General features: G+C 69.4%; 17 protein-coding genes. 11 read left to right on the forward strand and 6 right to left on the reverse strand.

Annotation, left to right across the window (positions count from 1 at the left end; genetic code table 11):
* Positions 1-83: 83 nt before the first annotated feature.
* Positions 84-650, forward strand: coding sequence for a GyrI-like domain-containing protein (locus ACFV2O_RS32065; RefSeq protein ID WP_379255307.1), 567 nt, complete (start codon positions 84-86; stop codon positions 648-650).
* Between the two features lie 580 nt (positions 651-1230).
* Here ACFV2O_RS32065 and ACFV2O_RS32070 read toward each other — a convergent pair.
* Positions 1231-1806, reverse strand: coding sequence for a TIGR03086 family metal-binding protein (locus ACFV2O_RS32070; protein WP_379255308.1), 576 nt, complete (start codon positions 1804-1806; stop codon positions 1231-1233).
* 502 nt (positions 1807-2308) lie between these two features.
* Here ACFV2O_RS32070 and ACFV2O_RS32075 point away from each other — a divergent pair.
* Entirely contained in the window at positions 2309-2461 is a 153-nt protein-coding gene (locus ACFV2O_RS32075; protein WP_379255310.1) for a hypothetical protein, read from the forward strand.
* Positions 2462-2499: 38 nt separating this feature from the next.
* Positions 2500-2631: a hypothetical protein gene (locus tag ACFV2O_RS32080; protein WP_379255312.1), complete on the forward strand. Its 132-nt coding sequence runs from the start codon at positions 2500-2502 to the stop codon at positions 2629-2631.
* Here the strand turns inward: ACFV2O_RS32080 and ACFV2O_RS32085 are convergent.
* From ACFV2O_RS32085 to mca, 3 genes are all read right to left on the reverse strand, one after another.
* Entirely contained in the window at positions 2613-3923 is a 1311-nt protein-coding gene (locus tag ACFV2O_RS32085; RefSeq protein ID WP_379255314.1) for an FAD-binding oxidoreductase, read from the reverse strand. The two genes, ACFV2O_RS32080 and ACFV2O_RS32085, sit on opposite strands and share 19 nt — an antisense overlap.
* A 154-nt stretch (positions 3924-4077) precedes the next feature.
* On the reverse strand, positions 4078-4356 hold the full coding sequence (locus ACFV2O_RS32090; RefSeq protein ID WP_356966784.1) for a hypothetical protein: 279 nt from the start codon (positions 4354-4356) through the stop codon (positions 4078-4080).
* On the reverse strand, positions 4353-5237 hold the full coding sequence (gene mca, locus ACFV2O_RS32095; RefSeq protein WP_379255316.1) for a mycothiol conjugate amidase Mca: 885 nt from the start codon (positions 5235-5237) through the stop codon (positions 4353-4355). Before mca ends, ACFV2O_RS32090 begins: the two co-directional genes overlap by 4 nt.
* 102 nt (positions 5238-5339) lie before the next feature.
* On the opposite strand from mca, the gene ACFV2O_RS32100 reads away from it, so the two are divergent.
* Together ACFV2O_RS32100 and greA are read left to right on the forward strand one after the other, a co-directional pair.
* The gene (locus ACFV2O_RS32100; RefSeq protein ID WP_355078578.1) at positions 5340-5804 is read left to right on the forward strand and encodes a DUF4307 domain-containing protein; all 465 of its coding nucleotides are present in this window, start codon (positions 5340-5342) and stop codon (positions 5802-5804) included.
* 297 nt (positions 5805-6101) lie between these two features.
* Positions 6102-6596 carry a transcription elongation factor GreA gene (gene greA / locus ACFV2O_RS32105; RefSeq protein WP_028477722.1) on the forward strand — a complete coding sequence of 165 codons (495 nt, stop codon included), beginning with the start codon at positions 6102-6104 and terminating at the stop codon, positions 6594-6596.
* A gap of 97 nt (positions 6597-6693) precedes the next feature.
* On the opposite strand, the gene ACFV2O_RS32110 is transcribed toward greA, so the two are convergent.
* Positions 6694-7836 carry a cystathionine gamma-synthase gene (locus tag ACFV2O_RS32110; protein ID WP_355078577.1) on the reverse strand — a complete coding sequence of 381 codons (1143 nt, stop codon included), beginning with the start codon at positions 7834-7836 and terminating at the stop codon, positions 6694-6696.
* A 229-nt stretch (positions 7837-8065) separates the two neighbouring features.
* On the opposite strand from ACFV2O_RS32110, the gene ACFV2O_RS32115 reads away from it, so the two are divergent.
* From ACFV2O_RS32115 to ACFV2O_RS32125, 3 genes are all read left to right on the forward strand, one after another.
* Entirely contained in the window at positions 8066-9241 is a 1176-nt protein-coding gene (locus ACFV2O_RS32115; RefSeq protein ID WP_379255319.1) for an acyl-CoA dehydrogenase family protein, read from the forward strand.
* A 277-nt stretch (positions 9242-9518) separates the two neighbouring features.
* Positions 9519-11129 (forward strand): HD domain-containing phosphohydrolase, encoded by a 1611-nt coding sequence (locus ACFV2O_RS32120; protein WP_379255320.1) that lies wholly within the window; start codon positions 9519-9521, stop codon positions 11127-11129.
* Between the two features lie 293 nt (positions 11130-11422).
* Positions 11423-11902, forward strand: a complete 480-nt coding sequence (locus ACFV2O_RS32125; RefSeq protein WP_379255322.1) for a DUF4254 domain-containing protein — start codon at positions 11423-11425, stop codon at positions 11900-11902.
* A 60-nt stretch (positions 11903-11962) separates the two neighbouring features.
* Here ACFV2O_RS32125 and ACFV2O_RS32130 read toward each other — a convergent pair whose 3' ends face one another.
* A complete protein-coding gene (locus ACFV2O_RS32130; protein ID WP_195082524.1) occupies positions 11963-13351 on the reverse strand; it encodes a cystathionine beta-synthase in 1389 nt (462 codons plus the stop codon).
* A gap of 103 nt (positions 13352-13454) precedes the next feature.
* Here ACFV2O_RS32130 and ACFV2O_RS32135 point away from each other — a divergent pair, with 103 nt between their 5' ends.
* From ACFV2O_RS32135 to ACFV2O_RS32145, 3 genes are all read left to right on the forward strand, one after another.
* Entirely contained in the window at positions 13455-13916 is a 462-nt protein-coding gene (locus tag ACFV2O_RS32135; RefSeq protein WP_356966792.1) for a hypothetical protein, read from the forward strand.
* A 403-nt stretch (positions 13917-14319) separates the two neighbouring features.
* A complete protein-coding gene (locus ACFV2O_RS32140; protein ID WP_379255323.1) occupies positions 14320-15207 on the forward strand; it encodes an SGNH/GDSL hydrolase family protein in 888 nt (295 codons plus the stop codon).
* 41 nt (positions 15208-15248) lie between these two features.
* The gene (locus ACFV2O_RS32145) at positions 15249-16469 is read left to right on the forward strand and encodes an acetyl-CoA C-acetyltransferase (protein WP_379255324.1); all 1221 of its coding nucleotides are present in this window, start codon (positions 15249-15251) and stop codon (positions 16467-16469) included.
* Positions 16470-16519 lie beyond the last annotated feature (50 nt).

A 16519-nucleotide genomic window follows, 5' to 3' on the forward strand; every position in this document is an offset into this window, starting at 1 on the left:
GGCTCCACCGTACGACCCTTCCCGCCGCCGTGTGGGTACGCCGTCCTTGACTCTCCCGCGGCGGGAGACGACACGGTCGAGGAATGAAAATCGATCTGGCCCGAACCGATGGCCACTACTACGGAGCGAGCACGCGACCTGTGGTCCGGACATTCAGCGCATACGACTACGTGACGGTCGAAGGAATCGGGGACCCTGACGGCCCGGTCTACGCGGCGGCGGTGCAAACGCTCTACCGGGCCGCGTACGGCGCGAAGAAGGCGGCGAAAGCCGCAGGGCAGGACTTCGTCGTGCCCAAACTCGAGGGCCTGTGGTGGGTCGATTCCGACGCTCCGCCACTGACGGTGCCACGCGACCGATGGCACTGGAAACTGCTGATTCGCATGCCGGAAGTGGTGACGGCCGACATGGTGACCGGCGCGTCCTTCGAACGACTCACCGAGGGCGAGGCGATCCAGGTCCTGCACCTGGGCCCGTACGCGACCGAGCCCGAGACCCTGGCTCGCATGGACGCCCTCATGGCGGCCGAGGGATGGGCGCACCACGGCCGCCACCACGAGATCTACTTGTCCGACCCGCGCCGGACACCGAACGAGAGGACGAAAACCATTCTGCGTCAACCGGTTCGCTGCACGCTCACGTCTCAGTAAGGACCCGGCGCGCTCGGCTCGGCACGCCACGGCCCCGACGGGCCGGGGGCCGAACGTCAGAGCCGGGTCGAGCAGATGCCGGTCCCAGGAGCGGACCGCGAGGTCGGCCAGAACGCCGGAAACCGTAATGGTGTCGCGCCTGGCCGGCGCGGCAAGCGTCTGGTTGTCATCGGCCCAGAAGGTCACCGCCACCATCGGCCATACGCCGCCCGGCTTTCCGGTTCCATAGCAAATTGAGCTGCGCCGGTTGCATAGGACCGATTGCAGTTCTACCCGAACCGGGTGCGCAGGCAACGGATACTTCCGATACACGCGATCGGCTGCGGGTTCGAGTCACGTCCGGATCGTTTCGATCCGGTGGCTCAATTGGTAGAGCAGTCCACGGCAGGGTTTCCGGATCCACAGGGCTCGGTTCGCTCGAGCCGGTATACCCGTCGCCACCCAGAACTCGGGCGCCCGAACTTCGCGCGGGAAGCGGCCGGGCATATCGTCTGCTTTCCGCGGAACTGCCTGCCGGAATGACTCGTCGAAAATCTTCGGCCCAGTTGAAGGTTTCGACACACCCGCCGAAAACGACGGACTACGTGCGCGCCAGTACCTCGCGTCCGACGTACGCCAACAGTCTGCGGTGTGCCGGTTCGTCGTCGGCGACCAGCACCTCGGGACCGAAAATGCCGGGCGCGCGGAAGGAATCGATGCCACCCGCGGCCTGCATGGTGGCGAGCAATTCGCCACACAACTCGTCGTCGGCCAGATCCGGCCGATCGATGGCCACCGCGATATCCACCCCGTGCACGAGAATCTCGGTGAGATGCACCAGCGCGGCCGCGGGGCCGGGCAGTTCACCGAGCGAGATGCCCACCGTGCCGTCCAGCGCATCGGGCCGGTGCCAGGCCGCGCGGTCCACCTCGGCCGCCGCGGCGTACGCGCCCTGCGGATCACCGCCGAGCCAGTCGGATTCGTGGTCGGCGCCGGTATCCATGCCGCTCAGGGCCGCCGCGAAGATGTGCATACCGCCGACCGTGTGGTTGAGAACGGTGCGGACATCCCAGTCCCGGCACGGCGTCGGCGTCGTCAGATCCGCTCCTCCCACGGCGGCGACGATCGCTCCGGTCGCGTCCAGTGCACGGTCGATCTGTCCGATCACGTTGTCCATGAGCTTCCTTCGGTCGAGCGGTTTGGCTGAATTGGTAACACAGGACACCGACAAGCGCGCGGCAATGCGAACTCCACCTTGCGTCGAGATAGTTGCCGACAGTGTGCTTCTCGTGACCGCGAAGGAAATTCGGATGCGCGGGCCGGACGGCCCCGCTCCCCTCGGTGGTGTGACCGGTGCGCAGGCACTTCCACTTCTAATGGACAGGTTGCGGGTTCGAGTCCCGCCCGGACCCCATGGTCAGATAGCTCAATGGCAGAGCGGTATGTTCCGTCGCCGAATTTCATCTCGGGCGCACCACCACCGAATTCGCGCACGCGCGAAGCGGGACGTCTCGCTCGGGCGAAGATTCGGCGCTTGTCCGGTGCGCAGGCGACGGTTGCTTCGGATTCAATTCCTGCCGAGACCATTTCGGTCGCTCGATACGGCGAGCAGCCCGTCGCCGCTTTTCCTCGGACATTCCGCTCCGAAAAATGGGTTGCGGCAAATTTTTTCGTCTCGGGTGCCGCTCTACACGTGGAGCCTGGCCGGATACCGCCACGGGCATGCCCCCAGCGGCACCCCGCACCGGCACGCCTTCGGCGGCCTGACCGACGCGGCGTTCCGGATGATCCGGCTGTTGGAGGCGGGACGCGACGCCGACTGGCCGTTCTGAACGGCGGCGGGGCCGAGATCGCCTCCCGACCTCGGCCCGTGGGTCCACCGGACCACCGGCACGCCTTCGGCGGCCTGACCGACGCGGAGTTCCGGACCATCCCGCTGCTGGCAGCGGGAGGCGACGCCGACTGGCCGTTCCGCTCCGCGGCCTACCCGAGCACCGGATAGTTGGCCCGGATGACGCCGTGCGGGTCGCGGGCGCGCTTGATCTCGCGCAGCCGGTTCAGCGTCGCGGCGTCGAAAGCGGCCTCGGCCGTCTCGCCGGGCGTGAGGAAGGTATACGGCTTGTGGCCGCTGATCTGCCCGCTCACCGCGTCGACGATGGCGGTGCGCCGCGCCTCGACCGCATCGCGCAGGTGCGGCAGCCCGAGACCAAGGCAGTAGAGCAGGTACGGCTCCGCGATCGGGCCGCGCGCGCCACCACCGGGCCGGGCTTCGGCCAGGGCGCCGCCCAGGTGCCGGATCTGCACATTGGCCAGCGGGGCGACCGGTTCCTCGATCAGGGTCTTGACCACGGCGTCGCCGAGATCGGTGAGCTGCTCCGCACGGGACAGCGACGGGCTCGGGTCCGTGGGTTCGGCGGTGACCGCGCCGATGTCGGCGGCCCCGAACACGCCGCGCCTGTCGAGAATGAGATCTTTGATGGCGTCCAGCGCGGTCAGCAGCGTCCGTCCACGATCAGGATCACCCAGATACACCGCGTCCACGCCGACCATCGGCGGTGCGTCCGGGATCTGCAAACGCTGGAACCACACCGACAGTTCGTCCGGAGCCGCCGCGGTGATCTCCTGGAATGCGTCGAACACCTCGCGAATCCGCGTTTGCGGCCACAGCATGCGGCCGCCGAACAGCTCCGGCGCGGGAAACAGGTCGAACTCGAGCGCCGTCACGACGGCGAAGTCGCCGCCACCGCCGCGCAACGCCCAGAACAGGTCCGGATCGTCCTCGGCCGTGACCCGGCGCGCAGCGCCCTCCGCGTCGACGATCTCGAACGCGCGCACCGCGTCGGCGGCCCAGCCGTGCTTGCGGCCGAACCAGCTCATGCCGCCGCCGAGGGTGTAGCCGGTCACGCCGACGACCGGATTGCTGCCCGCGAGACCGGTCAGCCCGTGCCTGGCCGCGGCCGCCTGCACCCGACCCCACGGCACTCCGGCGCCGACGCGCGCCACCCGACGCCGGGGATCGATCTCGATGCCGTCCAAATACCCGGTGCGCAGCAGGATCGCCTCGGGCACGCCACCGGACGCGCCGTGTCCGGTCGGTTGGGTGACCACCGGCACGCCCACGCGGCCCGCGTACCGGACCACGGCCGCGACGTCACCGGCGTCTCCGGCCCGCACCACGGCGGCCACCGGCTGGTCGACGGTCGTCGTCCAGGGCCGCGCCGCCGTTTCGAAGCCCTCGTCACCGGCCACCAGCACGCGGCCGGGCAGCGTGGCCCGCAGTTCGTCGAATGTCATTGCTCGTCCTGACTCTCAGCGTTCGGAAGCAGACGCGCGCGGGAACCGGGGTGTCGGCTTTCGACGAAAGGCCGTGGTTCGCGCCGCGACTACCTCATTGACGAAAGAGAGCGCGGAAAGGTAACAACGAGCAGGTCAGCGAGGGTTTCGCCGCTCAGCCGGATTCGGCTCGGCCTTCGGGGTCGGCGCCCTTTGATTCCTCGGCACGGCGGGTGATGCCGTGCTCGGTGCCCTCGTCGGCCTCCTGGTCCGGTTCCGGGTGCTCGGGCTCGAAGGTCGCAGGCAGGCCCTTGATGTGCCGGTTCATCGACCGGACCAGCAGGAAGGTGCCCGCGAGCAGAATCAGGATGATGACCAGGCCGAGCGGCGACGCCTTGCCGAACTCGGGGCCGGTCGGCGTTCCGGGTGTCTGGGCGAGCAGGACGAACGTCACGACCGCTCGTCCTCGATGCCCGCGAACAGGTCGGTCTCCGGCAGCTCGGTGCGCACGCGAGTCTTGGCCAGCTCGAACTCCTCGGTCGGCCACAACCGCTGCTGCATCTCCATCGGAATGGCGAAGAACGCGCCGTTCGGATCGATCTGCGTCGCGTGCGCGCGCAAGGCGTCGTCGCGCTGCGGGAAGTACTTGGCGCAGTCGATCTGGGTGGTGATCCTGGCGAACATGTCACCGCGCTCGGCGGCGTACTTGCGCATCCGGTCCAGCCACTCCTGCAGCGGGAACGGTTCGCCGACGCGCTCGTACTCCGCGGCGAAGATCTCCATCCGCTTCATGCTGAAGCCGTGGTCGTAGTACAGCTTGAGCGGCGTCCACGGCTCGCCCGCGCCAGGGAAACGCTCAGGGTCGCCCGCCGCCTCGAACGCCGCCATCGACACCTCGTGGCAGCGGATGTGGTCGGGGTGCGGGTAGCCGCCGGTCTCGTCGTAGGTGGTCATCACGTGCGGCTTGAACTCGCGCACCACGCGCACCAGGGCCTCGGTGGCCTCCTCCAGCGGAACCAGCGCGAAGCTGCCCTCGGGCAGCGGCGGCAGGGGGTCGCCCTCGGGCAGGCCCGAGTCGACGAAACCGAGCCAGTGCTGGCGCACGCCGAGCGCACGGGCCGCGGCGGCCATCTCCTCACGGCGGATCTCGTGGATCCGCTCCAGGACGCCGGGCGTGTCCATGGCCGGGTTCAGGATGCTTCCACGCTCTCCGCCGGTCAGCGTCACGACGAGGACGTCGTGTCCTTCGTCGGCGTAACGGGCGGTCGTCGCGGCACCCTTGCTGGATTCGTCGTCTGGGTGGGCGTGCACCGCCATGAGGCGAAGGCCACTCACGTCTCGTTCTCCGTCGCTCTCGGTCGCGGGTGTCGGGGCTTCGTTACCTATAGTTCCATTCGACCCACATTTGTTCCGACGTACCCCCCGGGAGCGACCACGATGAGCCAGCCCGCGCCGGAGAGCGGCGGCGACGCGAAGGCGGCGTCTCCCGGCGGACCCCCGCCCGACCGCTACGGCACCGGGCCACGCAAGCCGCGCCGCTGGATCGTGCCGGTGCTCGGCGTGCTGGTGGTGCTCGCCGGGCTCGGCGTGGCCTACCTGGGCTATCAGAAGTACGGGCCGGAGGACATCGAGGCCGAGCAGCTCGGCTACGTCGTCGTCGATGACTCGACCATGACCATCCACCTCAAGGTCACCCGGGCCGACCCGCAGCAGCCGGTGGTGTGTTTCGTCCGCGCGATGGCTCGCGACGGCTCCGAACTCGGCCGCAGGGAGGTGCTGATCGAGCCGTCGAGCAGCGGGACGGTCGAGTTGACCACCGTCGTGCGCTCGTCCGCGCGTCCCGTGTCGGGCAGCGTGTACGCGTGCAGCGATCGGGTACCCAGCTATCTGCGAGTTGGCTGATTTCCGCGCATAAACCGGCGATTTGCCCGCGAAATTAACTCCGACCTGCACATTTGTGAATCATGCTAAAATGGCGTGATACACGGTTCCGGAGCTCGGAGCCGTGTTTGCTGCATTGGCGGCCAGCGCTGAGGGTTCGGGCTTGCGATTTCGCCCGTGACCGGGGCCTGTCGGGGTTCGATGAACTTCCCAGGATCGCTCTAGCCGTCGACTGGCGCGTGCCCGCTTCCGGGTGGGCACACGCCGGTGCTCAGGGAATCCCGGCCTGCCGGGAACAACTACTAGGGAGTGATCGAGATGACTGAGACGCAAGTGACCTGGCTGACCCCGGAGTCGCACGACAGGCTCAAGAGCGAACTCGACGCGCTCATCGCCAATCGTCCGGTCATCGCCGCCGAGATCAACGAACGCCGGGAAGAGGGCGACCTCAAGGAGAACGGCGGATACCACGCCGCGCGCGAGGAGCAGGGTCAGCAGGAGGCGCGCATTCGCCAGCTGCAAGAGCTGCTGAACAACGCCAAGGTCGGCGTCGCACCGACCAAGTCCGGCGTAGCGCTTCCCGGGTCGGTCGTCAAGGTCTACTACGACGGCGACGAGACGGACACCGAAACCTTCCTGATCGCCACCCGCGAGGAGGGTCTCCGCGATTCCAAGCTGGAGACGTACTCGCCGAACTCGCCCCTCGGTGGCGCGCTCATCGACGCCAAGGTGGGCGAGACCAGGGAATACACGCTGCCCAATGGGAACACGATGAAGGTCACCCTGCTCAGCGCCGAGCCCTACCACAGCTGACGCTCTCGGTCGCGCCGCCACGGCGGGCCGATACCCCCGCGGACACGAGCGGCCGCGCCCGATCATCGGGTGCGGCCGCTTCCTCATGTCCGTGAACCTAGCTCAACGCCTGCTCGATGTCCGCGAGCAGGTCGCTGACATCCTCGATGCCGACCGAAAGCCGCACCAAGTCCGCGGGCACCTCCAGCTCGGAACCTTCGGTGGAGGCGTGCGTCATCGCGGCCGGATGCTCGATCAGCGACTCGACACCGCCCAGGGACTCGGCGAGGGTGAAGACCTCGGTCCGCGCGCAGAATTTCCGCGCGGCTTCGACGTCACCATTGAGGCGCACCGAGATCATCCCGCCGAAGCGCCGCATCTGCTTCGCCGCGACGGCATGGCCCGGGTGCTCCGGCAGGCCGGGGTAGATCACATGCGAGATCGACGGGTGCCCGGACAGGAACTCCGCGATGGTTTCGGCGTTGTCGCAGTGCCGATCCATCCGCAGGGCGAGGGTCTTGGTGCCGCGCAGCGTGAGGAACGCGTCGAACGGGCCCGGCACCGCGCCCGCACCGTTCTGCAGGAACGCGAACGCCGCGTCGAGTTCCGGATCGTCGGTGATCAGCGCGCCGCCGATGACGTCGGAGTGGCCACCGAGGTACTTGGTGGTGGAGTGCACCACGATGTCGGCGCCGAGCAGCAGCGGCTGCTGCAGGTAGGGCGTCGCGAAGGTGTTGTCGACGACCAGTTTCGCGCCCGCCGCGTGCGCGACGTCGGCCAGCGCGGGGATGTCGCCGATGCTCAGCAGCGGGTTGGTCGGGGTTTCGATCCACACCAGCTTGGTGTTCGGCCGGATCGCGGCGCGCATCTCGTCCACGTTGAACACGTGCGCGGGCGAGTGCTCGATCCCCCACTGGCTGAAGACCTTGTCGATCAGCCGGAAGGTGCCGCCGTATGCGTCGTCGGGGATCACGATGTGATCGCCCGGACGCAACGTCGCCCGCAGCGCACAGTCGGTCGCGGCCATGCCGGACGCGAACGCCCGGCCGTAGCGGCCCGATTCCAGCGCGGCGAGGTTCGCTTCCAGTACCGACCGCGTCGGGTTGCCGGTGCGGGCGTATTCGAAACCGCCGCGCAACCCGCCCACGCCGTCCTGGGCGAACGTCGAACTCGCGTAGATGGGCACATTCACCGCGCCGGTCTGCGGATCGGGTTCATACCCGGCGTGCACGGCCCGTGTGGAGAATCCCAGCTCGCTCATGGGGCTCAGCCTAATCGGGGCGATTCCCGGGCAACTTCCCGGTGTAGGCATATCGCCGCTGCGTACGCAGGCGAAACGGACGAATCCGCACAACGGCGTTGGCATAGCGGGATGGCGCCCCTCGATCCGATCGAATTACACCGACGTCACCACCAGCACGGAAATCTTGCACCTAAGCAAGGGGCGTGAGTTCGGTCTCACTATTTCGCCGCCCCTTTAGGCTGAGTCCATGGTCACTGTGGAAGAACTGTTCGCCACCGACACGCTGCTGTCCGACGACGAGCGCGAGATCCGGGACACCGTCGCGAGCTTCGCGACGCAGCGACTGCGCCCGCACGTCGCGGAGTGGTTCGAGGCGGGCGCCTTCCCGGCCCGCGAGCTCGCCCCTGAGCTGGGCGCGCTGGGACTGCTCGGCATGCATCTGGAGGGGTACGGCTGCGCGGGCATGTCGGCCACCACCTACGGTCTGGCCTGCCAGGAGTTGGAGGCGGTGGACTCCGGCATCCGCAGCATGGTCTCGGTCCAGGGGTCGCTGGCGATGACCGCCATCCACAAATTCGGCTCCGAGGAACAGAAACAGCAGTGGCTGCCGGAGCTGGCCGCCGGCCGCGCGCTCGGCTGTTTCGGGTTGACCGAGCCGGACTTCGGTTCGAATCCGGGCGGCATGCGCACCCGGGCGAAGCGCGACGGCTCCGATTGGGTGCTGAGCGGCTCGAAGATGTGGATCACCAACGGCTCGGTGAGCGATGTCGCGGTGGTCTGGGCGCAGACCGAGGACGAAGGCAGGCAGGTGATCCGCGGATTCCTGGTCCCGGCCGGGACGCCCGGGTTCACGACGCGGGAGATGCACCGCAAGCTGTCGCTGCGCGCGTCGATCACCGCGGAACTGGACCTGGACGAGGTTCGCCTGCCCGCGGACGCGGTGCTGCCGGGGTCGAGGGGGCTGGCCGCGCCGCTGGCCTGCCTGAGCGAGGCGCGCTTCGGCATCGTCTTCGGCGCGCTCGGCGCGGCGCGCGAGTGCCTGGCGGCCACCATCGAGTACGCAAGGACCCGCGAGGTGTTCGACAAGCCGCTGGCCGCCTACCAGCTCACCCAGGCCAAGCTGGCCGACATGGCGCTGGAGTTCGGCAAGGGCCAGCTGCTCGCTCTGCACATCGGACGGCTGAAGGACCGCGGCGCGGTCACGCCGGAGCAGGTGAGCGCGGGCAAGCTGAACAGCACGCGCGAGGCCATCGCGATCGCCCGCGAGTGCCGAACCATCTTGGGCGCCAACGGCATCACGCTCGACTACCCGGTCTTGCGCCATGCGAACAATCTGGAGTCGGTGCTCACCTACGAGGGCACCGCGGAGGTACACCAGCTCGTGCTGGGCCGGGCGTTGACCGACGCGAACGCTTTCCGCTGACGAGCCGTTCGGCGGCGGAGCCGCGTAGCGACCGCGCGCTCCGCTGATCCGCCCCGTCCCGGCATGATGCCGCCGGGCGTGGTGCGGAACGCGGCGAAAAGGGTGCGGATGGATTGCCGGATGCCGTTCGCCGACGGCATCCGGGCGAATCCGCCCTTTCCGCGCCGGACCACCGTTCTGTAGCCGATCGGACGCCGACTCGGTCGCGACGCGGATCACGATCTCCGAGAAGGGATTCGGGTCTGCGCGAGCCGCGCACGGACACTACTGTCGGTGCATGTCGTCGATCCGCGCCGCCGAGATTTTCGCGGCACTGTCGCTGACCACCGATCTCGCCGCCGGTATGCCGTTCGAGAAGGGGCTGGCCACCTGCCTGGTCGCCACCGACCTGGCCGCGCGGATCGGGCTGCCGGAAGCCGATCGCCGCGCGGTCTTCCATGCCGCCCTGCTCGGCGATCTCGGATGTACCGGCCGCGCCTCGGAGAATGCGCAGGCGTATGCCGACGACATCGCCTTCCAGCGCGCCTGCCATGTGCTGGATCCGGGCGATTCCGCCGTCTTCACCGAGCAACTGCGCCGATTCGGCGGCTGGGCGCCCGCCGCCCAATCGGCGCTGCGCAATCGGTTCGTCGCCCGGTTGCGGTCCGGCGCAACGCAGGCGCTGCGCTCGTCGAGCGAGGTCGTCGAGGCGCTCGGATCGCACCTGGGTCTGCCGGATGCCTCGGTCCGCGCCCTGACCGAGGTGGAGGAACGCTGGGACGGACTGGGTGCGCCGAACCGGCTGCGCGGGGAATCCATTTCGATCGCGGGCCGCGTTCTGCACGTGGCCGAACAGGCGGTGCTCGCGCTCGACGCGGTCGGCGATGATCTCGCGACCGCGTCGGGCCACGGCAACGCGCATCCGGCTGCCCCGCACGACAGAACACGCTCCGCCCTGGGCACTGTGGCGAGACGGCAGGGCGTCGTTCTCGACGAGTTGCGCCGCCGGGCCGGCGGCCATCTCGACCCCGACCTGGTGGCCGTCTGCGATGCCGATGCCATCCGCGCGGTGCTCGACGTTCCCGACCTGCTGGCCGCCGTCCTCGCCGCGGAACCGGGGACGCGGTCTTCGCTTCCGCCCGCCGAACTCGACCGGCCCGGTCTGGCGCTGGCCATGATCGTCGACTTGAAAGGCCGTTACCTGCTGGGGCATTCGGCGCACGTGGCCGGGCTCGCCGATGCCGCGGCCGTCCGGATGGGCGTGCCCGCCGACGAAAGAGCGGCACTGCGCGCCGCCGCCCTGCTGCACGATCTCGGCCGGGTCGCGGTGTCGAGCGCGGTCTGGGACCGTCGCGGCCCGCTGGGACCCTGGGACTGGAAACGCGTTCGGCTGCAGAGTCTTCGGACCGAGCGCATCCTGCGCCGCTGCCCCGGGCTGGCGGCGCTGGCCGATCTCGCGGCGGGTCACCACGAACGACTCGACGGCAGCGGCTACCCGCGGGGCAAGCGCGACCTTCCACCCGGTGCTCGATTGCTCGCGGCCGCCGATGTTTTCGCGGCCTGCACCGAAGCGCGGCCCTATCGCCCCGCCGCCCGGCTCGAGGAAGCCGCTGCCCAACTGGCGGCCGAGGTCGCCGCGGGCCGACTGGACGGCGATGCCTGTGCCGCCGTCGTCCGTGCCGCCGCGGACGACACCACCATCCCCGCTGTCCACGGCCTGTCCGAGGCCGAGACCGACATCCTCCGGCTGAGGGCCCGCGGCCGCTGCGGCCGGGAGATCGCCGCGGAACTGCTGTTGCCCGAGCGCGCCGTCACCCACCATCTGGCCGAAATCCGCTCCAAGACCGGCCGCCACACCCGGGCGGGCGCGGCCGTCTTCGCGATGACCCACCAGATCCTCCCCGGCTGACTCGCTCGCGCGCGGATACGTCCGCGCACCCGCGACGACCTGTGCTGAGCTGCGCCGGGCCCGCGAAACCGCACCTCACAGGCATGTGCGGGCGGAAGCTAGCGCATTGTTACGTCTTGTCATTCAAGTGCCATGTGGGTGTCACCGGTAGGCCAGCGAAAGCGCGCATTCTTTAGAGGGACCCGGCATTGGGGCGATGCCTCCACCACCACACCATCGGAGGTGCACGATGCACAGCTTGTCGATCGACCGCGGCGTACGGCGGTCCGTTCCGAATGCACTGGGAGTCTGCCATGTTCGTGCGTGACCATCTGCCACGACGCTCGCACGGCGTCGTACGGCCGCTGCCGGATCAGCGCGAACTGGTCGCCGCCTTCGGCGGGCACCCGAGCGAGTCGGGCGAAGACCACCCCCTGGTCGGCTGGGCCAGGACGCTGGCAGCGCTGCACCGGCAGCGCCACTCCGATCCGCTGGCCGCCGCTGGAATAGATTGCCGCCGCGCCGAACTGGTGGCCACGATCGATGCGTGGGTGGTCGATCGACTGCCCCGAAGGCGTACGACCGACCATTTGCGCAGCGAATCCATCGGCGCCACGGTCGACCGCATGGCCGCCGCCCACGTCCACGCCAGCCATCTGCTGCACACCGCCGAGAAAGTGTCCGACACCCGGGTGCACGCGGCCTGGTACCGACTGGCGCTGCTGGCCGACGAATGGACCGACCTGATCACCGGCGGCGTCCGCGAAACGGTCCGCGGCAGGAGACCGGCATAGGCGTTCGGCCGGAAGCCGCCGTGACTCGGCTTCCGGGTTCGCCGCTCGCCGTGGTCTCGTCTACTTCCCGATGTTGCCCGTGCTGAGGAAACCGAGCAGGTCGTGGCGGGTGATCACGCCGACGGGCTTGCCGTCCTCGACGACCATCAGCGCGTCGGTGTCGGAGAGCGCCTTCGTCGCGGCGGAGATGGGCTCGCCCGAACCGATCAGCGGGAACGAGGGGCTCATGTGCTGGGCCACCGAATCGGTCAGGTTGGCCCGGCCCTCGAAGACCGCCGACAGCAGGTCGCGCTCGGACACGCTGCCCGCGACCTCGCCCGCCATGACCGGCGGCTCGGCGCCGACCACGGGCATCTGGGAGACGCCGTACTCGCGCAGGATCTCGATCGCGTCGCGCAGCGTCTCCGACGGGTGGGTGTGCACCAGGTCCGGCAGCTCGCCGGACTTGCCGCGCAAGACGTCGCCCACGAGCGGTTCGGCCGTGCCGTCCAGCCGTTCGCGCAGGAACCCGTAGGAACTCATCCACTCGTCGTTGAAGATCTTCGACAGGTAGCCGCGTCCACCGTCGGGCAGCAGCACCACGACCACCGCGTCCGGGTCGCGCCGCGCCACCTCGACGGCCGCGACGACCGCCATGCCGCAGGAACCGCCGACCAGCAAGCCTTCCTCGCGGGCGAGCCTACGGGTCATCTCGAAGGAATCCGCGTCGGAGACCGCGATGATCTCGTCCGGCACGGCGGGGTCGTAGGCCGAGGGCCAGAAGTCCTCGCCGACGCCCTCGACCAGGTACGGCCGCCCGGTGCCGCCCGAGTACACCGAACCCTCCGGGTCGGCGCCGATGATCCGCACCTTCCCGCCGGAGACCTCCTTGAGGTACCGGCCGGTGCCGGTGATGGTGCCGCCGGTGCCGACACCCGCCACGAAGTGGGTGACCTTGCCGTCGGTGTCGCGCCAGATCTCCGGGCCGGTCGTCTCGTAGTGGCTTTCCGGGCCGCCCGGGTTGGAGTACTGGTCGGGCTTCCACGCGCCGTCGATCTCGCGAACCAGGCGGTCGGAGACGCTGTAGTAGCTGTTCGGGTGGTCCGGCGGCACGGCGGTCGGGCAGACCACGACATCGGCGCCGTAAGCCCGCAGCACGTTGCGCTTGTCCTCGCTGACCTTGTCCGGGCAGACGAACACGCACTTGTAGCCGCGCTGCTGCGCGACCAGGGCGAGGCCGACGCCGGTGTTGCCGGACGTGGGCTCGACGATGGTGCCGCCGGGCCGCAGCTTCCCGGACCGCTCGGCGGCGTCGATCATCTTCACCGCGATCCGGTCCTTGGAGCTGCCGCCCGGGTTCAAGTATTCGATCTTGGCCGCGACCAGCCCCGCGTTCGGTCCCACGACCGAGTTCAACCGGACCAGCGGCGTGTTGCCGATGAGATCCACGACATGATCCGCGATGCGCATGGCCCCCATAGTTGCAGACGCACTAACTGTGAGTTCGCGCACGCCGTGTGCAGCGGCCGCGGACTACCGGCGAACCGGCGCCCGCGGCCTTAGGATCGCTGCCATGAGGCAGCCGAACATCGCCCGCGCCGCAATGCTTCTGGCCGGATCGGCAGTGGCCCTAGTGGTCGGATCCGGCGCTCCAGCGGAGGCGGCCACCGTCGAATTCCCCCAGGTGCCGACGCTCGCGCGCGGCGGCCTGTGCTGGACAAGCATCCGCACCTGGGCCGACACCGGTCCGGAATGGCCCGGACGCGCCATCCTCAACGTGCGCGCGCTGCCCGTGAACGGCATCGGGCCGGGCTCCTACCCGCTGGCGCCGCTGTGCGAGGTCCGCACCACCGTGGCGTGGCGCAACGTCACCACCGGTGCGACGGGCAGCTACGACAACATCGTGGTCACCGGCATCTACGGCAGCATCCAATACGCGCTGTTCCAGGACACCGGCCCCGGCCTGGTCGAGGTCACCATCTCCACCGACGCGGCGAGCATCCCGGCCCGCGGCAGCTTCGTCGTACCGGGCTGACCTCGGCGGATCGGGACGCGCACATTTCGGGCCTGCCTCGCGGCGACCCCGCCGTCGCGGTCCCGAGCTGACCCGAGCGGGTGTTCTCCACACACGTTTGCCGACGACAGTGCGGGGTCAGAGGACCGCAGGGCAGCTGCGCCCCCTGCTCAGCAGCAGCCGAAGCCAGGTCCTCGATCCTGCTGCGACGCGCTGCGCACACGCGACGGTCCGCGATCACAGAACGCTCCACGCGCACCGGATTCTCGATGGCCGACTCGGCGACCGTCCGGCTGCTGATCGTCGGTGGCCTATCGCCCGACCATCCGTCGACGCACCCGCGACGCCTGGAAGCCCGCAGCGGCTGCCGGTGCGCCTATGTTCGCCGCTGGTCGACTCGGCGGATTTTCGTAAAATTCCTGGCGTGAGCGCACCTCAGTTTCGCTGGCGCGCGGCCGCGCTGACCGGTGCCGCGGCCGTGCTCGCCGGTTCCGGCGCGGGGACCGCGTGGTGGGCGACCTACCGTCTGCTCATGGCGCAGGCGGGCGTCGCGCGCGGAGTGATCGGCCGGGACACCTCGAAGCCGCCGGAAGCCGACGGCATCTACACCGCGGGCTGCGCGGAGCCCGAGCTGTGGCGTGCGGGCAAGCACGCCGACCTCCATCTGATGATCTTCGGCGACTCCACCGCGGCGGGCCTCGGCTGCGCGGTGGCCGACGAGGTGCCGGGCGTGCGCCTGGCCCGAGGACTCGCCGAGGCGACCGGGCAGCGGATCCGCCTGAGCACCAAGGCGATCTCCGGCGCCACGTCCAAGGGCCTGGCCGGGCAGGTGGACGCGATGTTCGTCGCGGGCCCGCCGCCGGATGCCGCGGTCATTCTCGTCGGCGCCAACGACGTCACCAAGAAGCACTCGATCCGCGCCTCCGCACGCAGGCTCGCCGCCGCGGTCGCCCGGTTGCGCCGCGCCGACGCGGTGGTGGTGGTCGGCACCTGCCCGAATCTCGGCACGGTGGCGGCCATTCCCCAGCCGCTGCGCACCGTCGTGCAGAACTGGAGCGTGCGGCTGGCCAAGGCGCAGCACGTGGCGACGACGGTCGCGGGCGGGCAACCCGTGCGCATGGGTTACCTGCTCGCCCCCGAGTTCCGCGCCGCGCCGGAGCTGCTGTTCGCCGCCGACGGCTTCCACCCGTCGGCGGCCGGCTACGAACTGGCCGCAGCGCAATTGCTCCCGGCGCTGCTGGAGGCACTGGGCGGGACAGGCGCTTTCGGTCCTCGGCGACGGGACGTAGATTCGGTACGAACCCGTGAGTAACAACTCCGGTTCGCCAGAACCGTCCGACCCAAGGAGTCCTCATGCCTGAGGCCGTCATCGTTTCGACCGCACGCTCCCCGATCGGCCGGGCCCGCAAGGGTTCGCTGGTCGACCTGCGGCCCGACGATCTGACCACGCAGATTGTGCGGGCAGCGCTCGACAAGGTGCCTGCCCTGGACCCCGCCCAGATCGACGACCTGATCCTGGGCTGCGGCTCGCCTGGCGGTGAACAGGGCTTCAACATCGCCCGCGTCGTCGCCGTCCAGCTGGGCTACGACTTCGTGCCGGGCACCACGGTGCACCGCTACTGCGCGTCGTCGCTGCAGACCACCCGCATGGCCTTCCACGCGATCAAGGCGGGCGAGGGCGATGTGTTCATCTCCGCGGGTGTGGAGACCGTGTCGCGCTATGTGAACGGTTCCGCCGACAGCTGGCCCAACACGCAGAACCCGCTGTTCGCCGAAGCGCAGCAGCGCACCGCGAAGACCGCCGAGGGCGGCGCGGGCATCTGGCACGACCCGCGCGAGGACGGCCTGATCCCGGACGTCTACATCGCGATGGGCCAGACCGCCGAGAACGTGGCGACCTCCACCGGCATCACCCGCGAGGACCAGGACCGCTGGGGCGTACGGTCGCAGAACCGCGCCGAGGAAGCGATCAAGAACGGCTTCTTCGAGCGCGAGATCACCCCGGTGACGCTGCCCGACGGCACCGTGGTCAGCAAGGACGACGGCCCCCGCGCCGGGGTCACCTACGAGGCCGTGTCCGCGCTGAAGCCGGTGTTCCGCCCGGACGGCACCGTCACCGCGGGCAACTGCTGTCCGCTCAACGACGGCGCGGCCGCTTTGGTGATCATGAGCGACACCAAGGCCAAGGAGCTGGGGCTGACGCCGCTGGCGCGGATCGTGTCCACCGGCGTGTCCGGTCTGTCGCCGGAGATCATGGGTCTCGGCCCGATCGAGGCGTGCAAGCGCGCGCTGGCGCTGGCGGGCAAGACCATCGACGACATCGACCTCGTCGAGATCAACGAGGCGTTCGCGGTGCAGGTGCTCGGCTCGGCGCGGGAGCTGAAGATCGACGAGGACAAGCTGAACGTCTCCGGCGGCGCGATCGCACTCGGCCACCCGTTCGGCATGACCGGCGCCCGCATCACCACCACGCTGATCAACAACCTGCAGACCTACGACAAGCAGTTCGGTCTGGAGACCATGTGCGTCGGCGGCGGCCAGGGCATGGCGATGGTCATCGAGCGTTTGAGCTGACCCGCGGACGAAAGGGCGGTCGCCGGATATCCGGCGACCGCCCTTTCGTC

It is taken from the genome of Nocardia sp. NPDC059691 (assembly GCF_042733915.1).
Taxonomy (GTDB): domain Bacteria; phylum Actinomycetota; class Actinomycetes; order Mycobacteriales; family Mycobacteriaceae; genus Nocardia; species Nocardia sichangensis.